The following is a 21,654-nucleotide window of genomic DNA, read 5'->3' as shown; positions in this document are numbered from 1 at the left end:
CGTCAAATTCGTCAAGATGATTGACAGTGCTTTCATTGACATGCTTGCCTGGTTCTGCTTCCGGATGGTTTCGCCTCTCCGGACACCGCTGGAACCGCTCAACCGCCGACTCGTCATGCTCTGCCGACCCATCGAGAACGGACTCACCATGGCCACTCCGCCCCCGAACTTCCCGCCCGGCAACGGCCCCCAGGGTGGCTGGGGCCCGTCTATGCCACCCGCGCCACCCGCCCCCAAGGCCCCGGGGCGCAACAGAGCCCTGCTCACACACGGTGCCGTGGCCGTCGCCGCGCTGCTGGTAGGCGCGGGGATCGGCGCGATCGGTGGCGGCGGAGAGGGCTCCGGTGACACCGCCGACGTGAAGGCCGCGCCGCGGCCGACCGTGACCGTCACGGCGACCGAACAGGCGGAGGCTGAGCCCGGCCCCACCGTCACCGAGACGGTCACCGCCAAGCCGAAGAAGACGGAGAAGGCCGGTCCGGCGAGCAGTTTCTCCGGTGAGGGCGAGTTCCTCGTGGGCGAGGACATCAAGCCCGGCACGTACAAGACGGCCGGACCGGAGGGGGAGTACGGCTGCTACTGGGAGCGCGCCAAGGACGCCAGCGGCGAGTTCGACTCCATCATCGCCAACAACAACCTGGAGGGGCCGGGGCGGGTGACTCTCAACAAGGGCGAGTACTTCAAGACGAACCGGTGCAAGGAGTGGAAGCGGGTGGGGTGAGCGCGGCTCACGCCTCCAGGTGACGGTGTCCCGGAGGCTCCGCTCCCTTCTGCTCTGCCGCCCGAGGGCTTCGTGTCCCGATGGGCCCTGGGCTCTGGGGCGTGGAAGCACTCATGGGGCGTGCGCTTCACGGTGTGCGCCTTGAGGTGTTCGTGAAGGTGTCGAAAGTGTGGTCGGCGTATCAAAGTCAGGCATAGCCTGCGTAAAGCGAAGCACGTGGGCGGGGACGACCCATGGTGCGGCGGAGGTGTCATGGGTGGGGAGCCGCAGGTACCAGCAGCCGTCAAGAAGCATGGAGGATCGACAGCAGAGCATCCGAAGCACTCGGCGAGTCATCCGAAGAGGCCGGAGAGGCCGGAGAGCGGGGAGTGCCGGGAGGGGGCAGGCGCCTCACGGACACGCCATGTCGTGCCCGAAGTACCCGGCCCGTACGGCGAACACGCCCTGCTGACCCCGGCCATGGCCCAGAGCCACGAGGACGTACCGGCCGTGGACCGGGAGCGACTGCGGCGGTACCTGGAAGCGGTCGTGGCGGCCCGGCGGGCGCCCGTGCACACCGCCGTCGCATTCAACGCCGTCTACTTCGGTTACGACCTCGACGGTGACGGTTACGGCCGGAGCCCTCTCCAACTGGACGACTTTCCCGTGGTCACCCTGGGCGAGTGCGTGCCGGCACTTCCCGTCGGCGCCATGGTGCGCGTCGTCACCGGGGCGGACCCCCTCTATGCCGAGATCGTCTACAAGGAGGGCGCTCACCCGGACGTGAGCGGCCTCGGCGACGTACCTGCCTGGATCTCCGGAGCGCCCGCGGGCGCCGAAGGCCCCGGCCGGCCGGGAACGGCCGCGTCTCCCCGCCGCCGTGAACTCCTGGTCCCGGACCCGCACGCATTCGGCCCCGCTCTGAGTCCCACGCCTGCCCAGCTTCGCCGATTAAGGGCCCACCAGCGCTGGATCAACGAGGACGGTCACGTCGTCATCGACGCCTGCTACCCGTCCGGGGAAGCCGCCCGGCGCGACGACCTGACCGTCTACGCGGACCATCTGCTGACCACCGCACGAGCGCAGCTCCTCAGCCCCTATGTCCCCGTGTCCCTCGTCGAACTCGTCGGCGGCACGCACGAGGACGCGCTCCGCGCCGGTCTGTCCTGCCTCCTCGACACGGTGCGCCGCACTCTCGCCGCCAGTGATCTGCTGCGTACGTGGGGTCCGTACGCCATGACCCGTGACGCTCTCGCGGCGGGCTGGCGCGACACCGGTCCGCTCGGCGGCGACGACCTGAGGACACTGGCGGCGGCCGTGGAACGCGCGGCCACCCCGTCGCGGCGCCGCTACGGACTGACCGCCCCCGTCACCGTGTACACAGCGGTCGGGCCCCGGCTGCGCACGTTCCCCGGGGCCGAGGAACTGCTCGGCGGTGTGGAGTACGCCGCAGCAGTGTGCCGGGCGAACGTGACACTCGCCGACGTGGTGCAACGGGACAGCGAGCGGGGGCTGTTCGCGAACGGCACCCGGGTCGGACTCGACGACGCCTTCGAAGGCGGGGGCGTCTGGCGCTCCCATCACCCCGGGGAGGCGGAGGGCCCGAGCGATCCCCTGACACCCACCGGACGAGGGTGGGCGTCCACCACGGCAGCGGCGGAGCCCGTGAATCCGGAGCCCGTGCAGGAGACCGAGCGGGCACCCGTCGACGTGTCGCTCGCGGACGACTCCGCCCTCGGGGTCAGCAAACTGCTACGGACCGGCGATGGTGAGATCGTTTGGAGGCAGCCCCTACGACTGGCCCACCTCATCGACGGCCGTCTCCCTCTGGACCCGCTCGTGGCAGAGGAACTGAGGGCGGCTGACGGGCGGCAGCCCACGCTACGGCTCGAGTTCGAACACCCGGGCGGCGTGCTCAGTGGGGGCGAAACCGTTCAGAACGCCGTCGCGGAACTCGGCGACGGGACCGGCTGCCTCACCGGCGTGGTCTGGCCCGCAGACTTCTTCCCTGGCCTGGTGCTGCGTTTCCACTGGCCCCGGGGCAGGCGGATGCTCCGGGTCGTCACGAGCCCGCTCGACCAGCCGGTGCAGATCGACGACCGAGTGATCGGGCACTGCTACGAACCGCGTGTCCTGACCCGTGAGGACGCTCCGGGCAGCAGCCGCAGCGGTGACACGGCAGCGGGTCTCAGCCCCAGGCAGCTGGTCATGCGCACCGTGCGCCGCTGCGGGCTGCTCACGCTGGATGGCCACGCCCTGCTCGACCGCTCGGGCCTGCCCGTCGCCGCCTACGGCTGCCGACCGGCCCGCTCCCAGAGCGCCGACCTGGAGCACGCCGTCGCGGAACTCCTCGCCGAGCGGCGCCTCGAACCGGCCGTCGGCAGCCGCGATGCCACCGGCCGGCCCCACTTCCCGGCGCGCCCCGGTCAACCGCAGATCCCTCTGATCGCCTACCGCCCGGCCCGAATACGCGTGATACAGCCCTGGGGCGCCACGGGCCCGACGACCGGAACCATGCGTCTGCAGTACGTACCCGGACACCTGCGCCGACTGCTGCCAGGGCGCTCCCCGAGCGACGCGCAGAGGGCCGCCTTCCGGGAACACTGCCGCCGGCTCGGCAAGGCCGACGGCTGGGAACTGCCCTACGGCTACACGTTCGTGACCGAGCACACGCGCGGCCACTGAACCACCCGCCAGGACCGTCCGGCGGCCACGTCACTTCCCTCACCGGTGCACACCGACACCAGTGAGACACCCATGAGAGACCAACACGGAACGGAGTACGCGGCCTATGCAGAGCCGTTACCACGTCGTCACGGAACCACCCCTGTCCCCGCAAGACGGGTCGGTCGAGGGCCTGGAGGCTCTGGCCGACGCCCTCAACGTACTTGATCGTCCCGTGGCCGCGGCACTGGACGACCTGACGGTCGGCATGATCGAACTGGCCTTCAACTCCCTCCGCCCCAAGGCCCGGCAGAGGCTGCTCGTCCGCCTGGGCATCCGGATCGCGGCCCCACGGCGGGCAGGGAGCGCGCTGTGCGGGGACATCCTCGCCAGGCTGCGCCGTGAGGCCCGGCAACACGCGTGCACCTGTGGCGTCAAGGACCTCACCCACAGTGTCATCAACGACGCTGTCGGGACTGTCTTCGCGGAGGACGATCACGGCTCCGGGTCCGGCTCCGTACCTGTCCCCGCTCCCGTCTCCCGGTGGGGCGCGACGCTGCTCCGGGCCGCGGTCTTCGCGTGGTGCAACGCATCGGTCGCCGATGCGTACGTCCTTGCCTGGGCGGCTGACCACGACTTTTTTGGGGCGTCGGCCACGGCGGAGGGCGAAGGGCAACGGCTCGACGCCGTACGCGCCCTCGCACGGTCCGTCGTCGAGGCGAACCCGGACTTCGTACCTGTCGAACCCGAGCGGGACGGAGCACGGCCGACGACGGCCGAGGACCGGCTCCCCACAGCGGGCCGGACGGGTTCCGACCCCGCGCCGGACACCCTCGCCCAGGGCTTGCCCACCGCGGAAACCCCCGCTTCCCAGGAGCCGGTACGCGGCATTCCGGTCCAGAGCAGGGCCGTCCCGGCCTCCGACACGGCCGGGGTCGGTAAGGGCACTGATCCGGAGGATGCCTGCCGGGAGCTGGCGTCCGCCGTCGAGGAAGCCGTGCGGGCCGCCCGGAGGACGACCGGGGCGATCGAGGACGGGCGTCCGCCCGCCGAGGCCGATCTGACGCCGTTGACGGGGCTCAGGGCCGTTTTCGACAGGGTACGGACCGTGTCGGCCGCGGCGGGCATCGAACCGGGGCCGCTCCGGCTCGAAGACATGGTCCAGGCGGCGCAGGCACATCGGGCGATGCGCGACCGTGACCGGGCCGAGCGGGAGACGCTGGGGGAACTTCTGTTCATCGGCTGTCGGCCGGCCGGCCCCGCCGCGGCCGCCGCCGAAGCCGTCCGCGCCGCTGCCCGTCGGCTCCTCGACACACAGGCCTGGGGAGTGACGGAACGGCAGGAGAGCTCCGCGCTCATGGCACTCGCCGACCTTGTCGGGCTGGGCCGGCAGCCGGACGCCGCGGCGGAGATCCTGGCCCTTCAGGAGCAGGTCGTGCGGGTCCTGCCCGCCTGTGCGACCGCCGCAGTGATGGCACACGAACTCACCCTGCCGGAACGGACCGAGGCCCTGTCCGGTTCAGAACCCGCCTGTGCCGACTCGGACGCGGTGCGGGCCGAGGAGACCCAGGGTGTGGCACGGGAGGCATCCGAAGCGTCAGCCACGACTTCGGACGCTTCCGAGGTCCCGCAGGTCCCGCACATCCCGCGGGTCCTGGAAGCCGCGGAGATCGGCGGGGGCGACGGCGCGGTGGCGGACGCCGTAGGACCGGTGACCGTGGCGACGGCCTCCCCGCAGACGGACGAGCACCTGGTGGTGGGCCTTGTCGAGGGTCCGGAGGCGCGCGACGGCTCGGAGCCGAGGGCCGCACTCGTCCCGGACACGGTTCCCAGGGTGGACGTCACCGCCCCCACGCCCACGGCCACGTCCATCACCGTCGCACAGCGCGAGAGTGAGGTGCCGGAGGAGGCGGCGGAGGAGGCGGCGGACCGAGGCGGCGACGAGGCATCGGCCGAGCATGCCCTGGCACGACTGGTCGCGGAGCGGCGCTTCGGACTCGCCCACCATGTGGCACGCTCCGTCGGCCGCCCCGAACCGCAGGTGACGGCACTCCGGCTCGCCGGCGCGGCCGCGATGCTCACTTCCGGCATCGGCCACGGCGCCCCTCTGGTCGCCAGCCTGCTGCATCAGCAGAGCGGTCATGTCGGCCGTGACACGGAGGGCTGCGAACTCGTCCTGCTGCCAGCCCTGTTGCGGGTGGCTCTGGTGACCGGTGATCACCTGGCCGGGGCCCAGCTCAAGGCCATGGCGCCCCGCCTTCCCGAGGCACTGGGAGAGGTGGCGACCACCGTCGCGGACCGAGCACTCAGTGGTGCCCTGATGATCGCCTCCCCCCTCGTCGTCATCGCTGACGTATCCGAGACCGAAGCCCGACTGCGGGAACTCCGCGAACAGTGCGGCGCCCTCATGGCCCCGCAGCGCCTCCGGTTCGCCAGGGCGTCGGACATAGCCAAGCGCTGGCTGGTTCCCGATGACGGGCTGCTGGGCTCCATGCTCACGGCCGTGATCGACGACGACCGCGATGCGTTGTCGGCTGTTCGGGAGAAGGCGGAGCGTCTCTCGAAACTCTCCGAGATCAACGGCGAGATCGACCGCATGGATCGCAAGTACCGCACATCCAGCGGCAAGCCGCTCCAGGGCTCCGGACGTCAGGACCTGGTCCACGTCGTCGAACGGGCCGCAGGCCTGGCCAAGGAGTGGTGTCTGGCAGTCGACGGTGCCCGCAGGGGCGACCGGTCCGACGCGAACCGGGCAGCCAAGGAAATCTCGTCCCTGCGCCAGTCGATGCTGACACGGCACGACGCCGTCCTGACGGAACTTGATCAACTGGCAAAGCGGCCCGGCACCTTCGTCGCCGCGGCCGCGTGGGCGGCGCGCAGTTCCATGGAGGAACTCTTCGCGTTGTTGTCCGGCGACACCCGGGCCACGCTCTCCGGCAGCGGGGCCGACCCGGAACTCGTCCTGGACGTGGAACTGCTGAAGGTCTGCGACACGGTTGAGGAACGGCCCACGCTCGACCGGCTCCTGACCGCGGTCGACCGCAGCTGGGACGAAGCACTGCGGGAGCGACTCGACCATGACGCGTTCACGGCCGCCCGCACGATTCTGGAACTGGCGGACCAGCGGGGGCTGCCGGGCCCGGGGAGCGTTGACTTCGAGCCGCAGACAGCTCACCTGATCGCGGAGCGGGAGACCACGAGGCGGGTGGCTCTCCGCGCCGACCACGACGAACTCGTCGCCGAGATGCATCGGGCCCAGGCCGACGGCGCTGTGACGGACGACCAGGACCTGCGACTCCAGGAGTTGCTGGCCGACGCACGCACGCGACTGGACAACACCGACCAGCGTGACTTGACCGACGTGCGGCGGGCGTTGGCCAGGGTGCGGGGTGACCTGCCGAAGCACCGGCGGGAGGCGGCCGACCGGATCCGGGCCCGGCTGGACGCCCTGGACCTCACGGAGGGTGAACGGGCACAGGTGCTGCGGCACCTGGACACCGGTGGTCTGGCGACGGCGGCCGATCTCGTCTACTTCCTGGAGATCGGCGAACCCGTGCCCGAGATCGAGGCCGGCGAGTCCCATCTGACCGAGTTCTTCCCGGTGGTGCCCGACGGACTGCCCAAGGGCATCGACCACGAGCTCGTCGAACTGGTCCGCTCCGGCGGCAAGCACCCGACTGTCCCCGTCCTGGACTACGGGAACCTTTCCAGCGAGGAAGCGGCACTGGCGGCGGACGCCCTGAACGAATGGCGTGAGCTGGGCGCCGCGGAACCGAAGGACCGGCCGAACATCTCCGCCCGTCGGAAGCTGCTCCCGGCACTGAAACTCCTCGGCTACGACGCCAAGAGTGCCCCGTCACTGGACGAACTGTCGCCACACCGTCGCGAGTACCGCTTCTTCGAAGTGACCGGCGTGGAGGTCAACGGCCGGGCGAAGGTGCCCGCTTTCGGCTCACAGATCAAGGAGCAGGGCGGCACCTTCCGGGTGCTCATGCTCTGGGGCCGTCCACCCGCCGAGATCGTCATCAGCCGTGCGTCGCAGGACCCCAGCGAGACCAGCCTCCTGGTCCTCTACTTCGGCACGCTCGGCCGTGAGGCGCGCGCGGAACTCGCCGCCGGATCGGATCGTCTGCAGCCGCTGCTGGTCGTGGACGATGCCGCCCTGGCCTATCTCGCGGCCCGCGGTAACCGGCAGGTCGGTACGGCCACCCAGATTCTGCTGCCGTTCTCCGGCGTGAACCCGTACATCCGGGAGAAGCGCGGCCGGATCGGCGGGGAGATGTTCTACGGACGCGACGCCGAACGCAAGAGCATTCTCGACCCGCGTGGCACCCAGGTCATCTTCGGTGGCCGGGGCCTGGGCAAGTCGGCGCTGCTCAGCGATGCGGGGGAGCGCTTCACGGACCAGCGCCCCGGGTTCCACCAGTCGGTGTACGTGAACCTGGACCAGGAGAACATCGGCAAGGGAAGTTCCCTCGGACCGGAGGCCCTCTGGAGTGTCCTGGACCGGGAACTGACCGGCGTCCAGGTGCTGGCCCGACCCCAGGGACGCAAGTCGCCGAAGGACCGCTCGGAGCGCGTGCGAGCGGGAATCCGCAGCTGGCTCGACGGGGACTCCCGGCGGCGCCTGCTGATCCTGCTCGACGAATGCGACCAGTTCTTCGAGGCGGACGCCCCTCGGTTCGACCAGACCAAGAAGCTGAAGGGACTCGGGTCCGACACCAAGGACCGGGCCAAGGTCGTCTTCGCCGGCCTGCACTCCGTGCAGCGCTTCTCCAAACTCGCGAGCAACGGACCGTTCGGGCATCTCGCGCAGACCCCGAAAGTGATCGGGCCGCTCGCCCCGCAGTTCGCCGCCGATCTGCTGGTGGAACCGATGCGTGCGCTCGGTTTCGAGTTCGCGGACGTGGACCTGGTGAACCGCGTGCTGGGCTACTGCTCGTACCAGCCGTTCCTGCTGCAGATGTTCGGTCACCGTCTGGTCGAGGTGATGCACCGCAAGCGGACGCGGCGTGGAGTCGAGGGGCCTCCGTACACCGTGGATGTCGCCGACATCGAGGCCGTGCAGTCGGACGTCGACCTCAGGACGGGCATTTCCGACGCCTTCAAGGACACACTGAGCCTGGACCACCGGTATGACGTGATCGCCAACGTCCTCGCGTACCACGCGCGCCACCGTGGCCTGGAAATGCGTCTGAGCGACGCCGAACTGCGCGAGGAGTGCGAGACGTGGTGGCGTGCGGGCTTCGAACAGCTCGACACCGAGGGGTTCCGTGCCTATCTCTCCGAAATGGTGGGCCTGGGTGTCCTCGCTCCCAACCACGACGGACAGGGCTGGCATCTGCGCGGCCCGAACGCACTCCGCATGATCGGCACACCTCATGAGGTGGAGGCGCGTCTGCTGAGGGCCGAGCAGGACTGCAAACTGGAGGAGAGCATCGTGTTGGAAGGGCGGCCGGAGCTGCCCGACGGGAGGCCCGCCCCGCTCACGATCACCCAGCTCGACGATCTTCTCGGCGAGCGCGCCAACCAGACGAGGGTTGTTCTCGGCACCCCGGCCACCGGAGCCACCGACGTGGGTGACACCCTGCGCGCGGTGGCCGGACGCATCGCCGACTGGACGCTTCCTCCCATCGGCAGGCTCAGCGTCTTCAAGCAGGAGCTTACGGGGGGACACCCCCGTGAACGTCGCGTGATCATCAGCGACTTCGCCCGCTACCCGGCGAAGCCGGAGACCTGTCGCGAGGCCGTGGACCTGGCCGACGCCCTGCTGCCCAGCACCCCGGGTGTCACCCGGGCCGTGGTGCTCGTCACCGACACCGGTCAACTGGACCTGTGGCGTGCTCTGCTCACGGGTGAGGAGCGCACCACGGCGGTTCCCGTGATCCTGCGTCGGCACGACCGCCGCAGCCTGCGTGGCTGGGCACAGCGAACCGAGGTCTTCAGCACGGACGAACGTCTGGACCGGCTCTACGGGCTCACCGGTGGCTGGCCACTCCTTGTCGACCGGGCCCACCGGCTGCACGACGAACTCAGCGACCCCGACGACGCGTTGCGGCGCCTGGCCGACATACTCACGGACCGGTCAGCGGCTCGTACGTTCCTTGACGCGACCGGTGTGTTCACACACCCGGACCTCGCGGCGGGGTATCGGGCCATCGCCGATGAGTTCGGCGGGGACCTGGCCGACGTGGAGGCTGTTGTGACCGCCATCGCGTACCAGAACGGCGACGAGGACGAAGCTCGCTGGATCTTCGCGTGCCTTGATGCCCTTCAGGTGTTCGACAGGGAAGAAGCCCAGTTGCGCCTGGAGCCGCTGCTGCGCCGGTGCGTGACCTTCTGCGTTTGACAGATGTGGCAGCGCACGCGCCCAGCTTCTGCGGCGCGTGCGCTGCCACGTCCGCCACCGGCTACTTGGCATGCTCCCGTCCGCATCGGGCGGAGGGAGGCTAGTCGCGGGTGAACGTCCCCAGCCCGGTCGCGTCGAACGCCTCGATCGTCAGCGACGTCGCCCTGCCGTTCTCGTCGCCCTTGAAGGTCACGCCGGACGGGCCGCTGGCGTTCTCGCCGACGGTCTCGAAGAAGAAGGTGTCGCCCGCGTAGTGGGTCAAGCGGAAGGTCATGGGCTTCGGACCGAGGCGCATGGTCAGGTCGCCGTTGGTCTCGGTGACCGTGAGGGGGCCGTAGTACGGGTTGGCGTAGGTGCCGGTGTAGGTGGAGTCGGAGCGGGCGTCGGAGGCGTCGTCCGGGGGCTTGGAGTAGTCGGTGGGGGAGCGGAGCTTCTGCTCCTCCTGCTCGTGGAGCTGAGCGGTCAGACCGAGCCAGTCCTCGGTCGGCTCGCCGTACTGGGCCGTGTCGAAGAAGTCGAGGGCGACGGCGTCCGCGAGGCCGACGGGTTCGCCGTTGGTGAGGACGGCGATGCCGAGCTGTTCGCCGGGCAGTATCGTGACGTTGGTGTGGGCGCCGAGGGCGAAGGCGCCGGAGTGGCTCAGGCGGAGGCGGCCGAGGTCGTCGTAGGAGACGTTCCAGCCGAGGCCGTAGAAGCCGGCGCGGCGGGCCGGTGCGGGCGGTGGCTGGGCGACGATCTCGGGGACGTGGGTGCGTTCGAGGGGGTCGGCCGCGATGATCCGGTCGCCGTCGAGTTCGCCGTTCGCGAGCTGGAGCCGCAGCCAGAGGGAGAGGTCGCGGACCGTGGAACTCGCCCCGCCCGCAGGGGACTGGGCGTCGGCGTCCCGTACGTACCTCGTCTCCCAGTCGCCGGTGCTTCCGCTGTCGGTGCCGCCCTCGCGGACATGGGCGAAGGCATTGTTGGTCGCACCCTCGTAGTCGCTGAAGCGGGAGCTGGTGGCGTCCATGCCGGCGGGTTTGTAGAGCGTGTCCTCGGAGAGCTTCTCCCAGGTCGTCCCGGCGGCGTCGGCGACGGCCTCGCCCGCCGCCGTGACACCGAAGTCGGTGTACGCGTAGCTCGCCCGGAACGGTGTCAGGGGCTCCAGGCGGAGGTGTTCGAGGATGTAGTCGCGGTCGTGGCCGAGGTCCTCCAGAAGGTCCCCGGCGTGGTCGGGCAGGCCGCTGCGGTGGGAGAAGAGGTCGGCGACGGTGACATGGCCGGTCACCCAGGGGTCCTTCAGGGCGAAGGCGGGGAGGTGTTCGGACACCGGGTCGTCCCAGCCGACGGTCTTGTCGCCGACGGCCCCGGCGACCACGGTCGAGGCGAGCGGCGTCGACAGGGACGCCAGCTGGAACACGGTGTCCGGGGACACACGAGTTCGCGTCGTCGCACTCGCACGAGGCACGTCGGCAGGGTCGCCGGGCCCTCGTGGGTCCCGTCGTCCCCCGTAGGCCGGTCGCCGGGCCCTCGTGGGTCACGTCGGCGTGGGCTCGCCCTCCTGCTCCGCCTCCACGCGCGCGTTCCACTCCTTCTTCGCCGCCTGCCAGCCGTCCTCGTCGTGGCCGAGGCGCCAGTAGCCGGAGATCGACAAGTCCTCACGCGGAACGGCGAGTTCGACGCGGAGCAGGCGGCGCAGATCCTTCACGAAGCCCGCCTCGCCGTGGATGAAGGCCTGCAGTCGGCCCTCGGGGAACTTCAGCGCGCGTACGGCTTCGACGAGGGCCGCGCCGACGGGACGGTCGCCGCGGTGCAGCCAGACCACCTCCACATCGGAGTTGATCTTCTGCTCCTCCTCGGGGCCGGCGACCTCGACGATCGCGTGGACGCGGGCGCCGTCGGGGAGGGACTCCAGGGAGGCGCCGATCGCCGGCAGGGCGCTCTCGTCGCCGACGAGGAGATGCCAGTCGGCCTCGGGATTGGGCGCGTACGCACCGCCCGGTCCCAGGAAGCGCACCAGCTCGCCCGGCTGGACGCGGGTCGCCCAGGGGCCGGCGAGGCCCTCGTCGCCGTGGAGCACGAAGTCGATGGTCAGCTCGCGCAGTTCGGGGTCCCAGGCACGCACGGTGTACGTCCGGGTCACGGGCCACTGGTCCCGGGGGAACTCCGCGCGGATCCGCTCGAGGTCGAAGGGCTCCGGGTAGGTCACATCCTCGGGGCCGAACAGCAGCTTCACGTAATGATCGGTGCTGCCGCGCGGGGAGAAGTCGGCGAGGCCGTCGCCACCGAGGACGACGCGCTGCATGTGCGGCGTGAGCCGCTCGGTGCGGACGACTCGCGCGGAGTGGGGCTTCGGGGTCCTGCGTACCGGACGCTCTGCCATGACGGCCTCCCAAAATACCTAGCTAAGGCTTACCTAAGTTACCATCTCCCCCTTGCGAACACCCCACGTCTGAGGCATTTCGAGGACTTCACGATGTGAATCGCGCCTCAGAGTCCTCACTACCGCAGTCTCACTCCGCCCTCCGGCGTACGCCTCGTCCGAGGGGCGTCCCCCCTCACGCCCCCAGCGTCGTGAGCAGCCGCTGCAGCGATCCGCCGAGCCCCCAGCGCGCCCCGAGAGCCTCCAGCGCCGCCGGATCCCGCGGTTCGCGCGGCAGTGCCGTGTCGACGTCCGGCAAGGGTACGTCGGCCGCCACCAGGACCACCTTGGGGGCGACCGCCACATAAGGGCGCGCCTCGTCGAGCCTCTTGCGCTGCGACGGTGTGAGCTTCGCCGCCGGGTCGTCGACCGCGGCCATGATCCCGGCCAGGTCGCCGAACTGGTCGAGCAGCTTCGCCGCCGTCTTCTCGCCGATGCCCGGCACACCCGGCAGGCCGTCGCTCGGGTCGCCGCGCAGCAGGGCCAGATCCGCGTACCCGCGCCCCACCACCCCGTACTTCTCGCGCAGCCACGCCTCGTCGGTCAGCTGCAGCGTGCCCACGCCCTTCAGCGGATACAGCACACGGACCCCGCGGCCGTCGTCGACCAGCTGGTACAGGTCGCGGTCGCCGGTCACGATGTCGACCGGGTCCTTCGCGAGGGCCGTGAAGGTGCCGATCACGTCGTCCGCCTCGTACCCGGCGACGCCCACGCGCGCGATGCCGAGCGCGTCCAGCACCGCCTCGATGACCGGCACCTGGGGCGACAGGGTGTCCGGCACCTGCTCCTCGTCCGGCCCTGCCTCGTGCTCCTCGGCGACACGGTGCGCCTTGTAGGAGGGGATCAGGTCGACCCGCCACTGCGGCCGCCAGTCCGCGTCCATGCACGCCACCAGGTCCGTCGGCCGGTGGTCCTTGACCAGGCGGTCGATGAATTCGAGCAGCCCGCGCACGGCGTTCACCGGGGTGCCGTCCGGGGCCTTCACGGATTCCGGCATCCCGAAGTAGGCGCGGAAGTACAGCGAGGCGGTGTCGAGAAGCATCAGGCGTCGGGTCACGCCCCGCATCATGCCGTACGCCACCGACACGCGGTTCCCGACGCAGCCACCCGTGCCCTGCGTGCACGCGTTCCGTGAACGCCCCCGGCCCGAGTCCGGTGAATTCCCCGGCCCCGGCCCCGGCCCCCGCCCCGGCCCCCGCCCGCGTCCCGTGAACCCCCTGACCGTTGCCCGCGTCCCGTGCGTACCTCCGGCCGCGTCCCGTGTGATCTGTTCAAGGGCAAGATCTACGGCATCGAGCCGGGCGCGGGCGAGACCAAGCTCTACGAGGACAAGGTCCAGAACGCCTACGGGCTCAAGGGCGAGTACGAGCCGGTCAAGTCCAACACCTCGGCCATGCCGGCCCAGTTGGACCGCGCGTACCGGAAGAACGAGCCGATCGCGGTCACGCTCTGGTCGCCGCACTGGGCGTACGACAAGTACGACCTCACCCGGGTCGCCGACCCCGAGAAGACCTGGGGCGCCAACAACCAGATCCGTACGCTCGCCAACAAGGGCTTCCCCGAGAAGTACTCCGAGCTGAACGGCTGGCTGAAGAACTTGCACATGACCCCGGACGAGCTGATGAGCCTGGAACAGGCGATCCAGAAGGCCGGGCGGGGCCGGGAGGGCGAGGGCGTCCAGAACCGGATCGACGCGCATCCGGGGATCGTCGACGAGATGGCGCCGGTGAAGTAGCCGGACGTACGCGACGCGCTGCGGTGCGACGCGCTGCGGTGCGGTGTCGGGCCCCGGCCGACGGTGGGACCGTCGGCCGGGGCCCGCTCGTGTGACGTTCCGTCAGAACATGCGGTACAGAAGGTGCTTCTCCTGGACGAAGGCGTTGCCGAAGTCGTGCGTGGACGCGCGGTGACCCTTGCCCGGGGTGTGGAACCGGGGCGTGGAACCTGTGCACGACACGGCCGCCGGTGACGGACGAGATGATCACCTGCTGGCCCTGGCCGCAGCGCTTGGTCCCGCTCTCGGTCTCGCCGGCGTGGGCGGCGGGACCGGGGGCGAGGAACGTGGCCGCGCAGGCTGTCCTGCGCCAGGCACGGTTTCGGGGTGGTGCCCCTCGCGGCGAACGGGCGAAGCGGTGCCGTACTGGCGTACGGGAAGGATCCGGACAACCGGCACCCGCTGTCGACCCAACTCCGGTCGCCTCCGAGGGACTTCGCCGGGCGGCAGGCCGAGGCCGCTGACCAGCCGAACCCGGTGCGGGAGGTGCCGGTCGGGTCGTTCCGCGCGGCCCCGGCACCAGCGGCTCTCTGGCGAGAAGTGTGAGCATGGAGCCCCTGCCCGTTCACAGGGATGTGACGGGCGCGTGAAACGGTTTGCCGAACATGCGTAGGGTGCAGAGAACTCATCAGGAGAAGTGCGCCCGATGAGTGCCGGACGGGTGACATCCGTACGGACCAGCAGGGCGTTCGCGAGCCGACCCGGTGGGGGTCCGCGAGCCGACCGACGAGCGAAGGAGGGAGCCGGAGCGATGGGCGACCACAAAGAACAGCCCCTTCGGGTGGGCGCGGCCGTCCGGCGGCGGCGCCGGGCACAGGAGCTCACCCTCGCCGTCGTGGCCGAACGCAGCGGCCTGTCGGTCCCCTTCCTCAGCCAGGTGGAGAACGAACGGGCCCGCCCCAGCAGGCCCTCCCTGGAACGCATCGCCGACGCCCTCGGCACCACCGCCGTCGAACTGCTCGCCGCGGCCGACCCGGCGTGCAGCGTCGACGTCGTACGCGCCGCCGACGAGGGTTTCACGCCCCCCGATTCCTGCTCGCGCTCCCTGGTGCGCGGCCACCACCAGCTGCACGCCATGGAGTTCACCGGCGACCACGACGAGGGCCGTGAGGTCCAGCACCGCAACGACGAGCTGATGTACGTCGTCGACGGCGCCGTCGAGGTCGAGGCCGAGGGCCGCGCCCACCGTCTCGGACGCGGCGACACGCTGTACATGTCCGGTGGCGTACGGCACCGCTGGCGGGCCACCGAGCCCGAGACCCGGGTGATCGTGGTGGCCGTCGCGGACCACATCGAGGCCCTGGAGGACCGTCATCGCCAGGGCGCGTGACGTCGCCGCGCGCTCCGTGTCCCGTGTCGTCTCCCTCGTCCCGTCGCTGACGGAGGCCGTCGCCGTCTCGCTGCCCGGCGTGCTGGTCGGCGCCACCGACTGGTGCGCCCACCCGGGTGATCTCGATGTCGTGCGGATCGGCGGGACCAAGAACCCCAGGACCGAGGCCATCGCCCGCCTCGCCCCCGACCTCGTGATCGCCAACGAGGAGGAGAACCGCGAGCCCGACCTGACCGCCCTGCGGGAGTCGGGCGTCGAGGTCCTCGTCACCGAGGTGCGGGACGTGCCGGGCGCCCTCACCGAACTGGACCGCGTGCTGCGGGCCTGCGGAGCGCGGTCCCGGCCGCGCTGGCTGGACGAGGCGGAGTCGGCGTGGTCCCGGCTGCCGGATCCGACAGCCGGCCCGCTGACCCCCGGCCGTCGTACGACCGCCGTGGTGCCCGTCTGGCGCCGGCCCTGGATGGTCCTCGGCCGGGACACCTTCGCCGGTGACGTGCTCGCCCGGCTCGGCGTGGACCACCTGTACACCGGGCATCCGGAGCGCTATCCGCGCGTGCCCGTCGAGGAGCTGCGGGCCGCCGCGCCCGACGTCGTGATCCTGCCCGACGAGCCGTACCGCTTCACCGCCGACGACGGCCCCGAGGCGTTCCCCGGGCTCCCGTGCGCGTTGCTGAGCGGCCGCCATCTCACCTGGTACGGGCCGTCGCTGGCCGAGGCCCCGCGGGTGCTGGGCGCGGCCCTGCGAGCAGCTCGCCGCTGACCAGCCCGCGCGCGGTGTGCGCGGCGGCCGTCACCCAGGCCGCGATCAGCAGTGCGGAGAGCACGACGGCGAGGACGTCGAAGGCGACGAGTCCCGTGCGCCGGGCCAGCCCCTCCGCACCGGTCGCGCAGGTGCCCACCGGGAAGGTGAACGCCCACCACGCCATCGAGAACCCCATGCCCCGCCGCCGGGCCCGCGCCACCATGGCCGCGGCGAGCGCGAGCCAGAGCAGCGCGAAGCCCATGACCGGGACGCCGTAGAGGACCGCGAACGCGGTGAACCCGTGCGCGTACGGGGCCGGTACGGCGCCCGGGGCGGCGTCGGCGAGGTTGCCGGCGGCGGTCGTCGACTGTCCGAGCGGCCCCAGGACCAGGAACAGGCTCGGTGTGAGGGCGAGCGGCAACGGCCCCGCCGTGATCAGCCGGCCGAACAGCAGCGGCAGTACGAGCAGCGTGGCCAGCAGGCTCAGCCCGAACAGCGCGAGACAGCCGAACAGCAGCGTCTGCCGGGCCTGCCCGGGCGGCAGATGCGGGACGAGCAGCGGACCGAGCGCGGCGGAGACCATCGGCGCGACGAGGGGGAGCAGCAGTACGGGGGTGACCTGGCCCGGTTCGATGCGGTGACGGACGACCATCAGGTACGGCACGACGACGGCGGCCGCCAGGCCCACGAGCGTCCCGGCGCCGAAGAGCACGGCGTCCAGCGTGACGGCCGCGCGCACCCCGATCCAGTCCCGGCCGACGACGAGGGCACCGCCGCCCACGGCCAGCAGGGCCATGGAGAGGCAGCCGTAGAAGGGGGCCACGGCCGGGTCCAGGAGGTGGGCGCGGGCCTGGTCGCGGTGGTGGGCCCAGTGCAGGGCGCGGGCGCCGAGAAGGGCGACCAGGACGAGGAGGGCGAGCGCCCAGACCGTCGCGCAGGCCGTCCGCAGGCCCGGTACGTCCAGGGGGAGCCCGGCACCGGCGGACGCCACGATCGCGGTGCCCATGACCGGCGCGTACCACTGGGGGCCGAGGTGGCGGAGGACGGGGAGGACGGGGAGGCGGGGCCCGGGGTGGGCCGTGGACGGACGGGGCGGCCGAGCGGGGCGAACCGTGCGGACCGGGCGTACTGCGGTGACCATGATGCGAGCGTCCCGCTGCCGCGCGGGACCCACCAGGGAGTCCGGTTGTATGGGGGCATAAGCTGGGGTTATGAGTGAGAGCGAGCAGCGGGGCGGGCTGGCCCATCGGGTTCCGGATCTCGGGGCGCTCGAACTGCTGCTGGCCGTGGCCCGGCTGGGCTCGCTCGGGCGGGCGGCGCGGGAGCTGGGGATCACCCAGCCGGCCGCGAGCAGCCGGATCCGCTCGATGGAACGGCAGCTGGGCGTCGCGCTGGTGGACCGGTCGCCGCGCGGGTCCCGGCTCACCGACGCGGGGGCGCTCGTCACGGACTGGGCCCGGCGGATCGTGGAGGCGGCCGAGGCGTTCGACGTGGGCGCGCAGGCGCTGCGGGACCGGCGCGACTCCCGGCTCCGTGTCGCCGCGAGCATGACCATCGCCGAGTATCTGCTGCCCGGCTGGCTCATCGCGCTGCGCACCGCGCGCCCGGACACGGCGGTGTCGCTCCTCGCGGGCAACTCGACGGTCGTCGCGCAGCGGCTGCTCGCGGACGAGGCCGACCTGGGCTTCGTCGAGGGGCCGACGGTTCCGGCCGGACTGGACGCGGCCGTGATAGCGCACGACCATCTGATCGTCGTGACCGCGCCGAGCCACCCCTGGGCGCGCCGGCGCAAGCCCCTGGACGCGGGTGAACTGGCCTCCACGCCGCTGATCCTGCGCGAGAAGGGATCCGGCACGCGGCAGGTCCTGGAGGCGGCCCTGGGCGGCCTGGCCCGCCCCCTCATCGAGCTCTCCTCCACCACCGCGGTCAAGTCCTCCGCGTTGAGCGGCGCCGGGCCCGCCGTCCTGAGCGAGCTGGCCCTCGGCGAGGAACTCTCCGCCCGCCGCCTGGTCCGCATCCCCGTGGACGGTGTACGTCTGCGGCGCGCCCTGCGGGCGGTGTGGCCGACCGGGCATCGGCCGACCGGGCCCGCGCGGGATCTGCTGGGGCTCACCCGGGGGGCCGCGGTCGGCGGTTGAGCGTCCGAGGAGGGTGGTGGGAGCGCGGGAAAAGCCCTGGCACAGGTGGGCGCGGAACCTCCACCATGGCGGGCATGACCTCCACCGCCCCGCCCGCCACCGGCGTCCGTAAGCCCTGGGGGGACCTGCCCGCGCCCGTCCGTGACGCCGTCGCGGAGGTGCTCGGTGACCCGGTGGTGGAGGCGGTGACGCAGTCCGGAGGGTTCTCGCCCGGGGTCGCCGCGCGGGTCGCCACGGCCGGAGGGCGCCGCGCCTTCGTGAAGGCGGTGAGCGCGCACGCCAACCCCGACAGCCCGGGCATCCACCGGGACGAGGCGCGCAACGCCGCCGCGCTGCCGGCCAAGGTGCCCGCGCCCCGGCTGCTCGGTACGTACGACGACGGTACGTGGGTGGCCCTGGTGTTCGAGGACGTGGTGGGCCGGCAGCCTCATGTCCCTTGGCGGAAGGGCGAGTTGGGGGTCGTGCTGGACGCGGTGGGAGAGCTGAGCCGTACGCTCACGCCCGCGCCCATCACCGCGCCGCCCTTGGTGGAGAGCCTGACCGGCACCTTCCGGGGGTGGCAGCGGATGATCGACCAGGGGGACACGGGGGCGGGGCTCGACCCGTGGACCGTGCGGCATCTGCCCCGGCTCGCCGCACTCTCCGCCCGCTGGGCCGACCTCGCCGTCGGCGACACCCTCGCGCACTGCGATCTGCGCGCCGACAACATGCTGCTCACCGGGGACGGCCGGGTCGTCTTCGTCGACTGGCCGCACGCCCTCAGCGGGGCGGCGCCCTGGTTCGACTTGTTGTTGCTGCTGCCCTGCGTCCGGGCCCAGGGCGGACCCGATCCCGAGGCGGTGTTCACGACCCACCCCCTGGGCCGGGACGCCGACCCGGACGGCGTCACCGCCACCCTGGCCGCCTTCGCGGGGTTCCTGATCGAGCGCTCCCGCCGCGCGCCGGTCCCCGGCATTCCCACCCTGCGCCCTTTCCAGCGTGCGCAGGGAGAGGCCGCGGTGGAGTGGCTGAGGGTACGCCTTGGGTGAGGGTGTTCGTCGCCCCCGCCGCCCCTACCCGTCCCTTCCTCCAGGGGCTGCGCCTCTTCGACCCGCGGGTGCGCGTTCGGTGGGGGCTGGTCGCGCAGTTCCACGCGCCACTGGAGAGCGGGGGCTGCGCCCCTCGCTCTCCAGGGCTGTCAGGCGCACGAGGTGGCTGTGGACGCCGCCTTCGTGAGTGCCCTCATCACCCGTACGTCCTCGCCCATCTCCGGATGCCACTGGACGCCCAGCACCCACGCGGGGCCGGGCAGTTCGATGGCCTCGATCGTGCCGTCGGACGCGTAGGCCGAGGCGAGGAGGCCGTCGCCGAGTCGGTCCACGGCCTGGTGGTGATAGGTCGGGACGTCGGTCTCCTCGGGGACGAGGTCGCCGTAGCGCGTGCCCGGTACGGGCTTGACGGGGTGGCGGCCGAAGACGCCGACCTCGACGACGTGGTCGTCGAGGTGCTGGATCAGCGTGCCACCGAGGGCGACGTTCAGGAGCTGCATGCCCCGGCAGATGCCGAGGAGCGGTGTGCCGGAGTCCAGCGCGGCCCTGATCAGGGCCAGCTCCCACGCGTCGCGCTCGGGTGCGGGCGGGCCGCAGCGCGGGGAGCGCTCGGCGCCGTAGAGGGCGGGGTCCACGTCGGGCCCGCCCGCGATGACCAGGCCGTCGAGACGGGCGACCGCCCCGGCGGCGTACGACGGGTCGTCCGGCGGCAGCATCGCGGCGACGCCGCCCGCCGCCCGCACGAGCCGGGGGTAGCCGATCGGCAGCAGGGCCGCCTCCAGCTCCCAGACGCCCCAGCGCGCGCCGGACTCCAGATACGTACTCACACCGATCAGCGGCCTGGTCACACGTGCTCCTCACTCATGGAACGGAACGGTCGTTCCCGCGCCGGTCCCGCACTCATGGCCCGGCACGGTCGGTTCCGTGCCGACTCCACGGTCGTGGTCCGGCACGGTCAGTCCCGGGCCAACTCTGCCTCGGCGGCGGCCAGCGCGGCGAATTCCTCCTCCGGCGCCTTGGCCACCAGGTGCTTACGGCTGTAGAGCCCGAAGTACGCCGCCGCGACCGCGTACACGCCGAGCGCCATGAACGCGGCCGTCACGTCCACCAGGAAGGTCGCCACCAGCGCCGAGCACGCGAGGACCAGGGCGACCGACGAGGTCAGCACCCCGCCCGGCGTACGGTACGGCCGCTCCAGCCCCGGCTCCCGGCGGCGCAGGACGATGTGCGACAGGGACATCAGCGCGTAGCTGATCGTGGCGCCGAAGACGGCGATGTTCAGCATCCGGCCGCCGTCGCCGGTGCCGGCGGCCAGCGCGAAGCCGATGGTGCCCGGGACCAGCAGGCCCAGGTACGGGGCCTTGCGGCCGCTGGTGAGGGAGAGGACCCGGGGCAGGTAGCCGGCCCGGGAGAGGGCGAACAGCTGCCGGGAGCCCGCGTAGATCAGGGAGAAGAACGACGCGACGAGACCGGCCAGACCGGCGTAGTTCACGAACCGGCTGAGCGCGGTGGCCTTCCCGTCCGGCTGGAGCGCCTCGACGAGCGGGTTGCCGGCCCCCTGGATGGCGGCGGAGCCGCGCGCTCCGGCGGCGGCGAGGAAGGTGATCACGGCCAGCACCACGAGGATGCCCATCGACCAGCGGATCGCCTTCGGCAGTGCGCGGGCCGGGTCCCTGGTCTCCTCGGCGGCCAGCGGCACACCCTCGACGCCCAGGAAGAACCACATGCCGAACGGGAACGCCGCCCAGATGCCGAGCAGCCCCATCGGCAGCCATGAACTGGCGCCGAACGCGGAGGAGTCGACCGGGATGTCGTCGAGGGCCGAGACGCTGAAGTCGGGCAGCGCGCCCAGGGCGAACACGATCAGGGCGAAGACCGCGATGCCGGTGACGACGAAGGTGGCGATCAGTGCCTCGCCGACGCCCCACAGGTGGATGCCGATGAAGAACGCGAAGCAGAACAGATAGACCGGCCAGCTCGACGTCAGGCCGAACAGGCCCAGCGACTCGACGTAGTCGCCGATGAAGATCACGATGGCGGCGGGGGCGAGCACGTACTCGATCAGGATCGCCGTGCCGGTCAGGAAGCCGCCCCACGGGCCGAGCGCCCGGCGGGCGAAGCCGTAGCCGCCACCCGCCGTGGGCAGGATCGCGGAGAGCTCGGCGAGGGCGAAGACCATACAGGCGTACATGGTGCCCATGAGCACCGTGGCGATCGCCAGACCGCCGAAGCCGCCCTCCGCGAGGCCGAGGTTCCAGCCGGAGAAGTCGCCGGAGACGACATAGGCGACGCCGAGGCCGGTCAGCAGTACCCAGCCGGCGCTGCCCCGGCGGAGCGTTCGGCGCTCCAGATAGTCGTCCGCCGCATCGGCGGTCTCCGTGGCTTTCAGGGACATGGCGCACTCTCCCCACGCAAAGGAATGGATCCATACCTTTGTGGGGTGGGTGGCCGAAAAGCAATACCCCTGCGTTACGCGTCCGTAAATCCGTGCACTTTCGGCGCCGGTCCCACGGCCGGTCCCACGGCCGGTC

General features: G+C 71.6%; 13 protein-coding genes and 1 pseudogene. 8 read left to right on the top strand and 6 right to left on the bottom strand.

Annotation, left to right across the window (positions count from 1 at the left end; translation table 11 throughout):
* The first annotated feature begins 148 nt into the window (after positions 1-148).
* The 3 genes from OG202_RS10445 (at position 149) to OG202_RS10435 (ending at position 9,713) form a co-directional block, all read left to right on the top strand.
* On the top strand, positions 149-721 hold the full coding sequence (locus OG202_RS10445; protein ID WP_327730520.1) for a hypothetical protein: 573 nt from the start codon (positions 149-151) through the stop codon (positions 719-721).
* Positions 722-1,180: 459 nt separating this feature from the next.
* Entirely contained in the window at positions 1,181-3,385 is a 2,205-nt protein-coding gene (locus OG202_RS10440; RefSeq protein ID WP_405896001.1) for a hypothetical protein, read from the top strand.
* A 106-nt stretch (positions 3,386-3,491) separates the two neighbouring features.
* The gene (locus OG202_RS10435; protein WP_327730522.1) at positions 3,492-9,713 is read left to right on the top strand and encodes a hypothetical protein; all 6,222 of its coding nucleotides are present in this window, start codon (positions 3,492-3,494) and stop codon (positions 9,711-9,713) included.
* A 100-nt stretch (positions 9,714-9,813) separates the two neighbouring features.
* On the opposite strand, the pseudogene OG202_RS10430 reads toward OG202_RS10435, so the two are convergent.
* From OG202_RS10430 to OG202_RS10420, 3 genes and pseudogenes are all read right to left on the bottom strand, one after another.
* Positions 9,814-11,136: pseudogene (locus OG202_RS10430) on the bottom strand (serine hydrolase); the annotation flags it as partial.
* Between the two features lie 90 nt (positions 11,137-11,226).
* Positions 11,227-12,072, bottom strand: coding sequence for a siderophore-interacting protein (locus OG202_RS10425; RefSeq protein ID WP_326583991.1), 846 nt, complete (start codon positions 12,070-12,072; stop codon positions 11,227-11,229).
* Between the two features lie 175 nt (positions 12,073-12,247).
* Positions 12,248-13,177, bottom strand: coding sequence for a 5'-3' exonuclease (locus tag OG202_RS10420; RefSeq protein ID WP_326585897.1), 930 nt, complete (start codon positions 13,175-13,177; stop codon positions 12,248-12,250).
* A gap of 171 nt (positions 13,178-13,348) precedes the next feature.
* Here OG202_RS10420 and OG202_RS10415 point away from each other — a divergent pair, with 171 nt between their 5' ends.
* The 3 genes from OG202_RS10415 (at position 13,349) to OG202_RS10405 (ending at position 15,975) form a co-directional block, all read left to right on the top strand.
* Positions 13,349-13,846 carry a glycine betaine ABC transporter substrate-binding protein gene (locus OG202_RS10415; RefSeq protein WP_328222627.1) on the top strand — a complete coding sequence of 166 codons (498 nt, stop codon included), beginning with the start codon at positions 13,349-13,351 and terminating at the stop codon, positions 13,844-13,846.
* Positions 13,847-14,636: 790 nt separating this feature from the next.
* Entirely contained in the window at positions 14,637-15,215 is a 579-nt protein-coding gene (locus OG202_RS10410) for a helix-turn-helix domain-containing protein (RefSeq protein ID WP_326583993.1), read from the top strand.
* Between the two features lie 16 nt (positions 15,216-15,231).
* On the top strand, positions 15,232-15,975 hold the full coding sequence (locus OG202_RS10405; protein WP_327730524.1) for a helical backbone metal receptor: 744 nt from the start codon (positions 15,232-15,234) through the stop codon (positions 15,973-15,975).
* Here the strand turns inward: OG202_RS10405 and OG202_RS10400 are convergent.
* The gene (locus OG202_RS10400) at positions 15,902-17,098 is read right to left on the bottom strand and encodes a TDT family transporter (RefSeq protein WP_328222626.1); all 1,197 of its coding nucleotides are present in this window, start codon (positions 17,096-17,098) and stop codon (positions 15,902-15,904) included. The genes OG202_RS10405 and OG202_RS10400 overlap by 74 nt on opposite strands.
* A gap of 70 nt (positions 17,099-17,168) precedes the next feature.
* Here OG202_RS10400 and OG202_RS10395 point away from each other — a divergent pair, with 70 nt between their 5' ends.
* Both OG202_RS10395 and OG202_RS10390 read left to right on the top strand, forming a co-directional pair.
* Positions 17,169-18,095 carry a LysR family transcriptional regulator gene (locus OG202_RS10395; protein ID WP_326583996.1) on the top strand — a complete coding sequence of 309 codons (927 nt, stop codon included), beginning with the start codon at positions 17,169-17,171 and terminating at the stop codon, positions 18,093-18,095.
* A 74-nt stretch (positions 18,096-18,169) separates the two neighbouring features.
* Positions 18,170-19,123, top strand: coding sequence for an aminoglycoside phosphotransferase family protein (locus OG202_RS10390; RefSeq protein WP_328222625.1), 954 nt, complete (start codon positions 18,170-18,172; stop codon positions 19,121-19,123).
* A 149-nt stretch (positions 19,124-19,272) separates the two neighbouring features.
* Here the strand turns inward: OG202_RS10390 and OG202_RS10385 are convergent, their stop codons facing one another.
* Entirely contained in the window at positions 19,273-19,971 is a 699-nt protein-coding gene (locus tag OG202_RS10385) for a gamma-glutamyl-gamma-aminobutyrate hydrolase family protein (RefSeq protein WP_326583998.1), read from the bottom strand.
* 107 nt (positions 19,972-20,078) lie between these two features.
* Positions 20,079-21,518 carry an ethanolamine permease gene (eat, locus tag OG202_RS10380; protein WP_328222624.1) on the bottom strand — a complete coding sequence of 480 codons (1,440 nt, stop codon included), beginning with the start codon at positions 21,516-21,518 and terminating at the stop codon, positions 20,079-20,081.
* Between the last annotated feature and the right edge of the window lie 136 nt (positions 21,519-21,654).

This window comes from Streptomyces sp. NBC_00310 (assembly GCF_036208085.1).
GTDB lineage: Bacteria > Actinomycetota > Actinomycetes > Streptomycetales > Streptomycetaceae > Streptomyces.
Note: the sequence above shows the minus strand (reverse complement) of the source record. Positions and strands in the feature narration are given on the sequence as shown.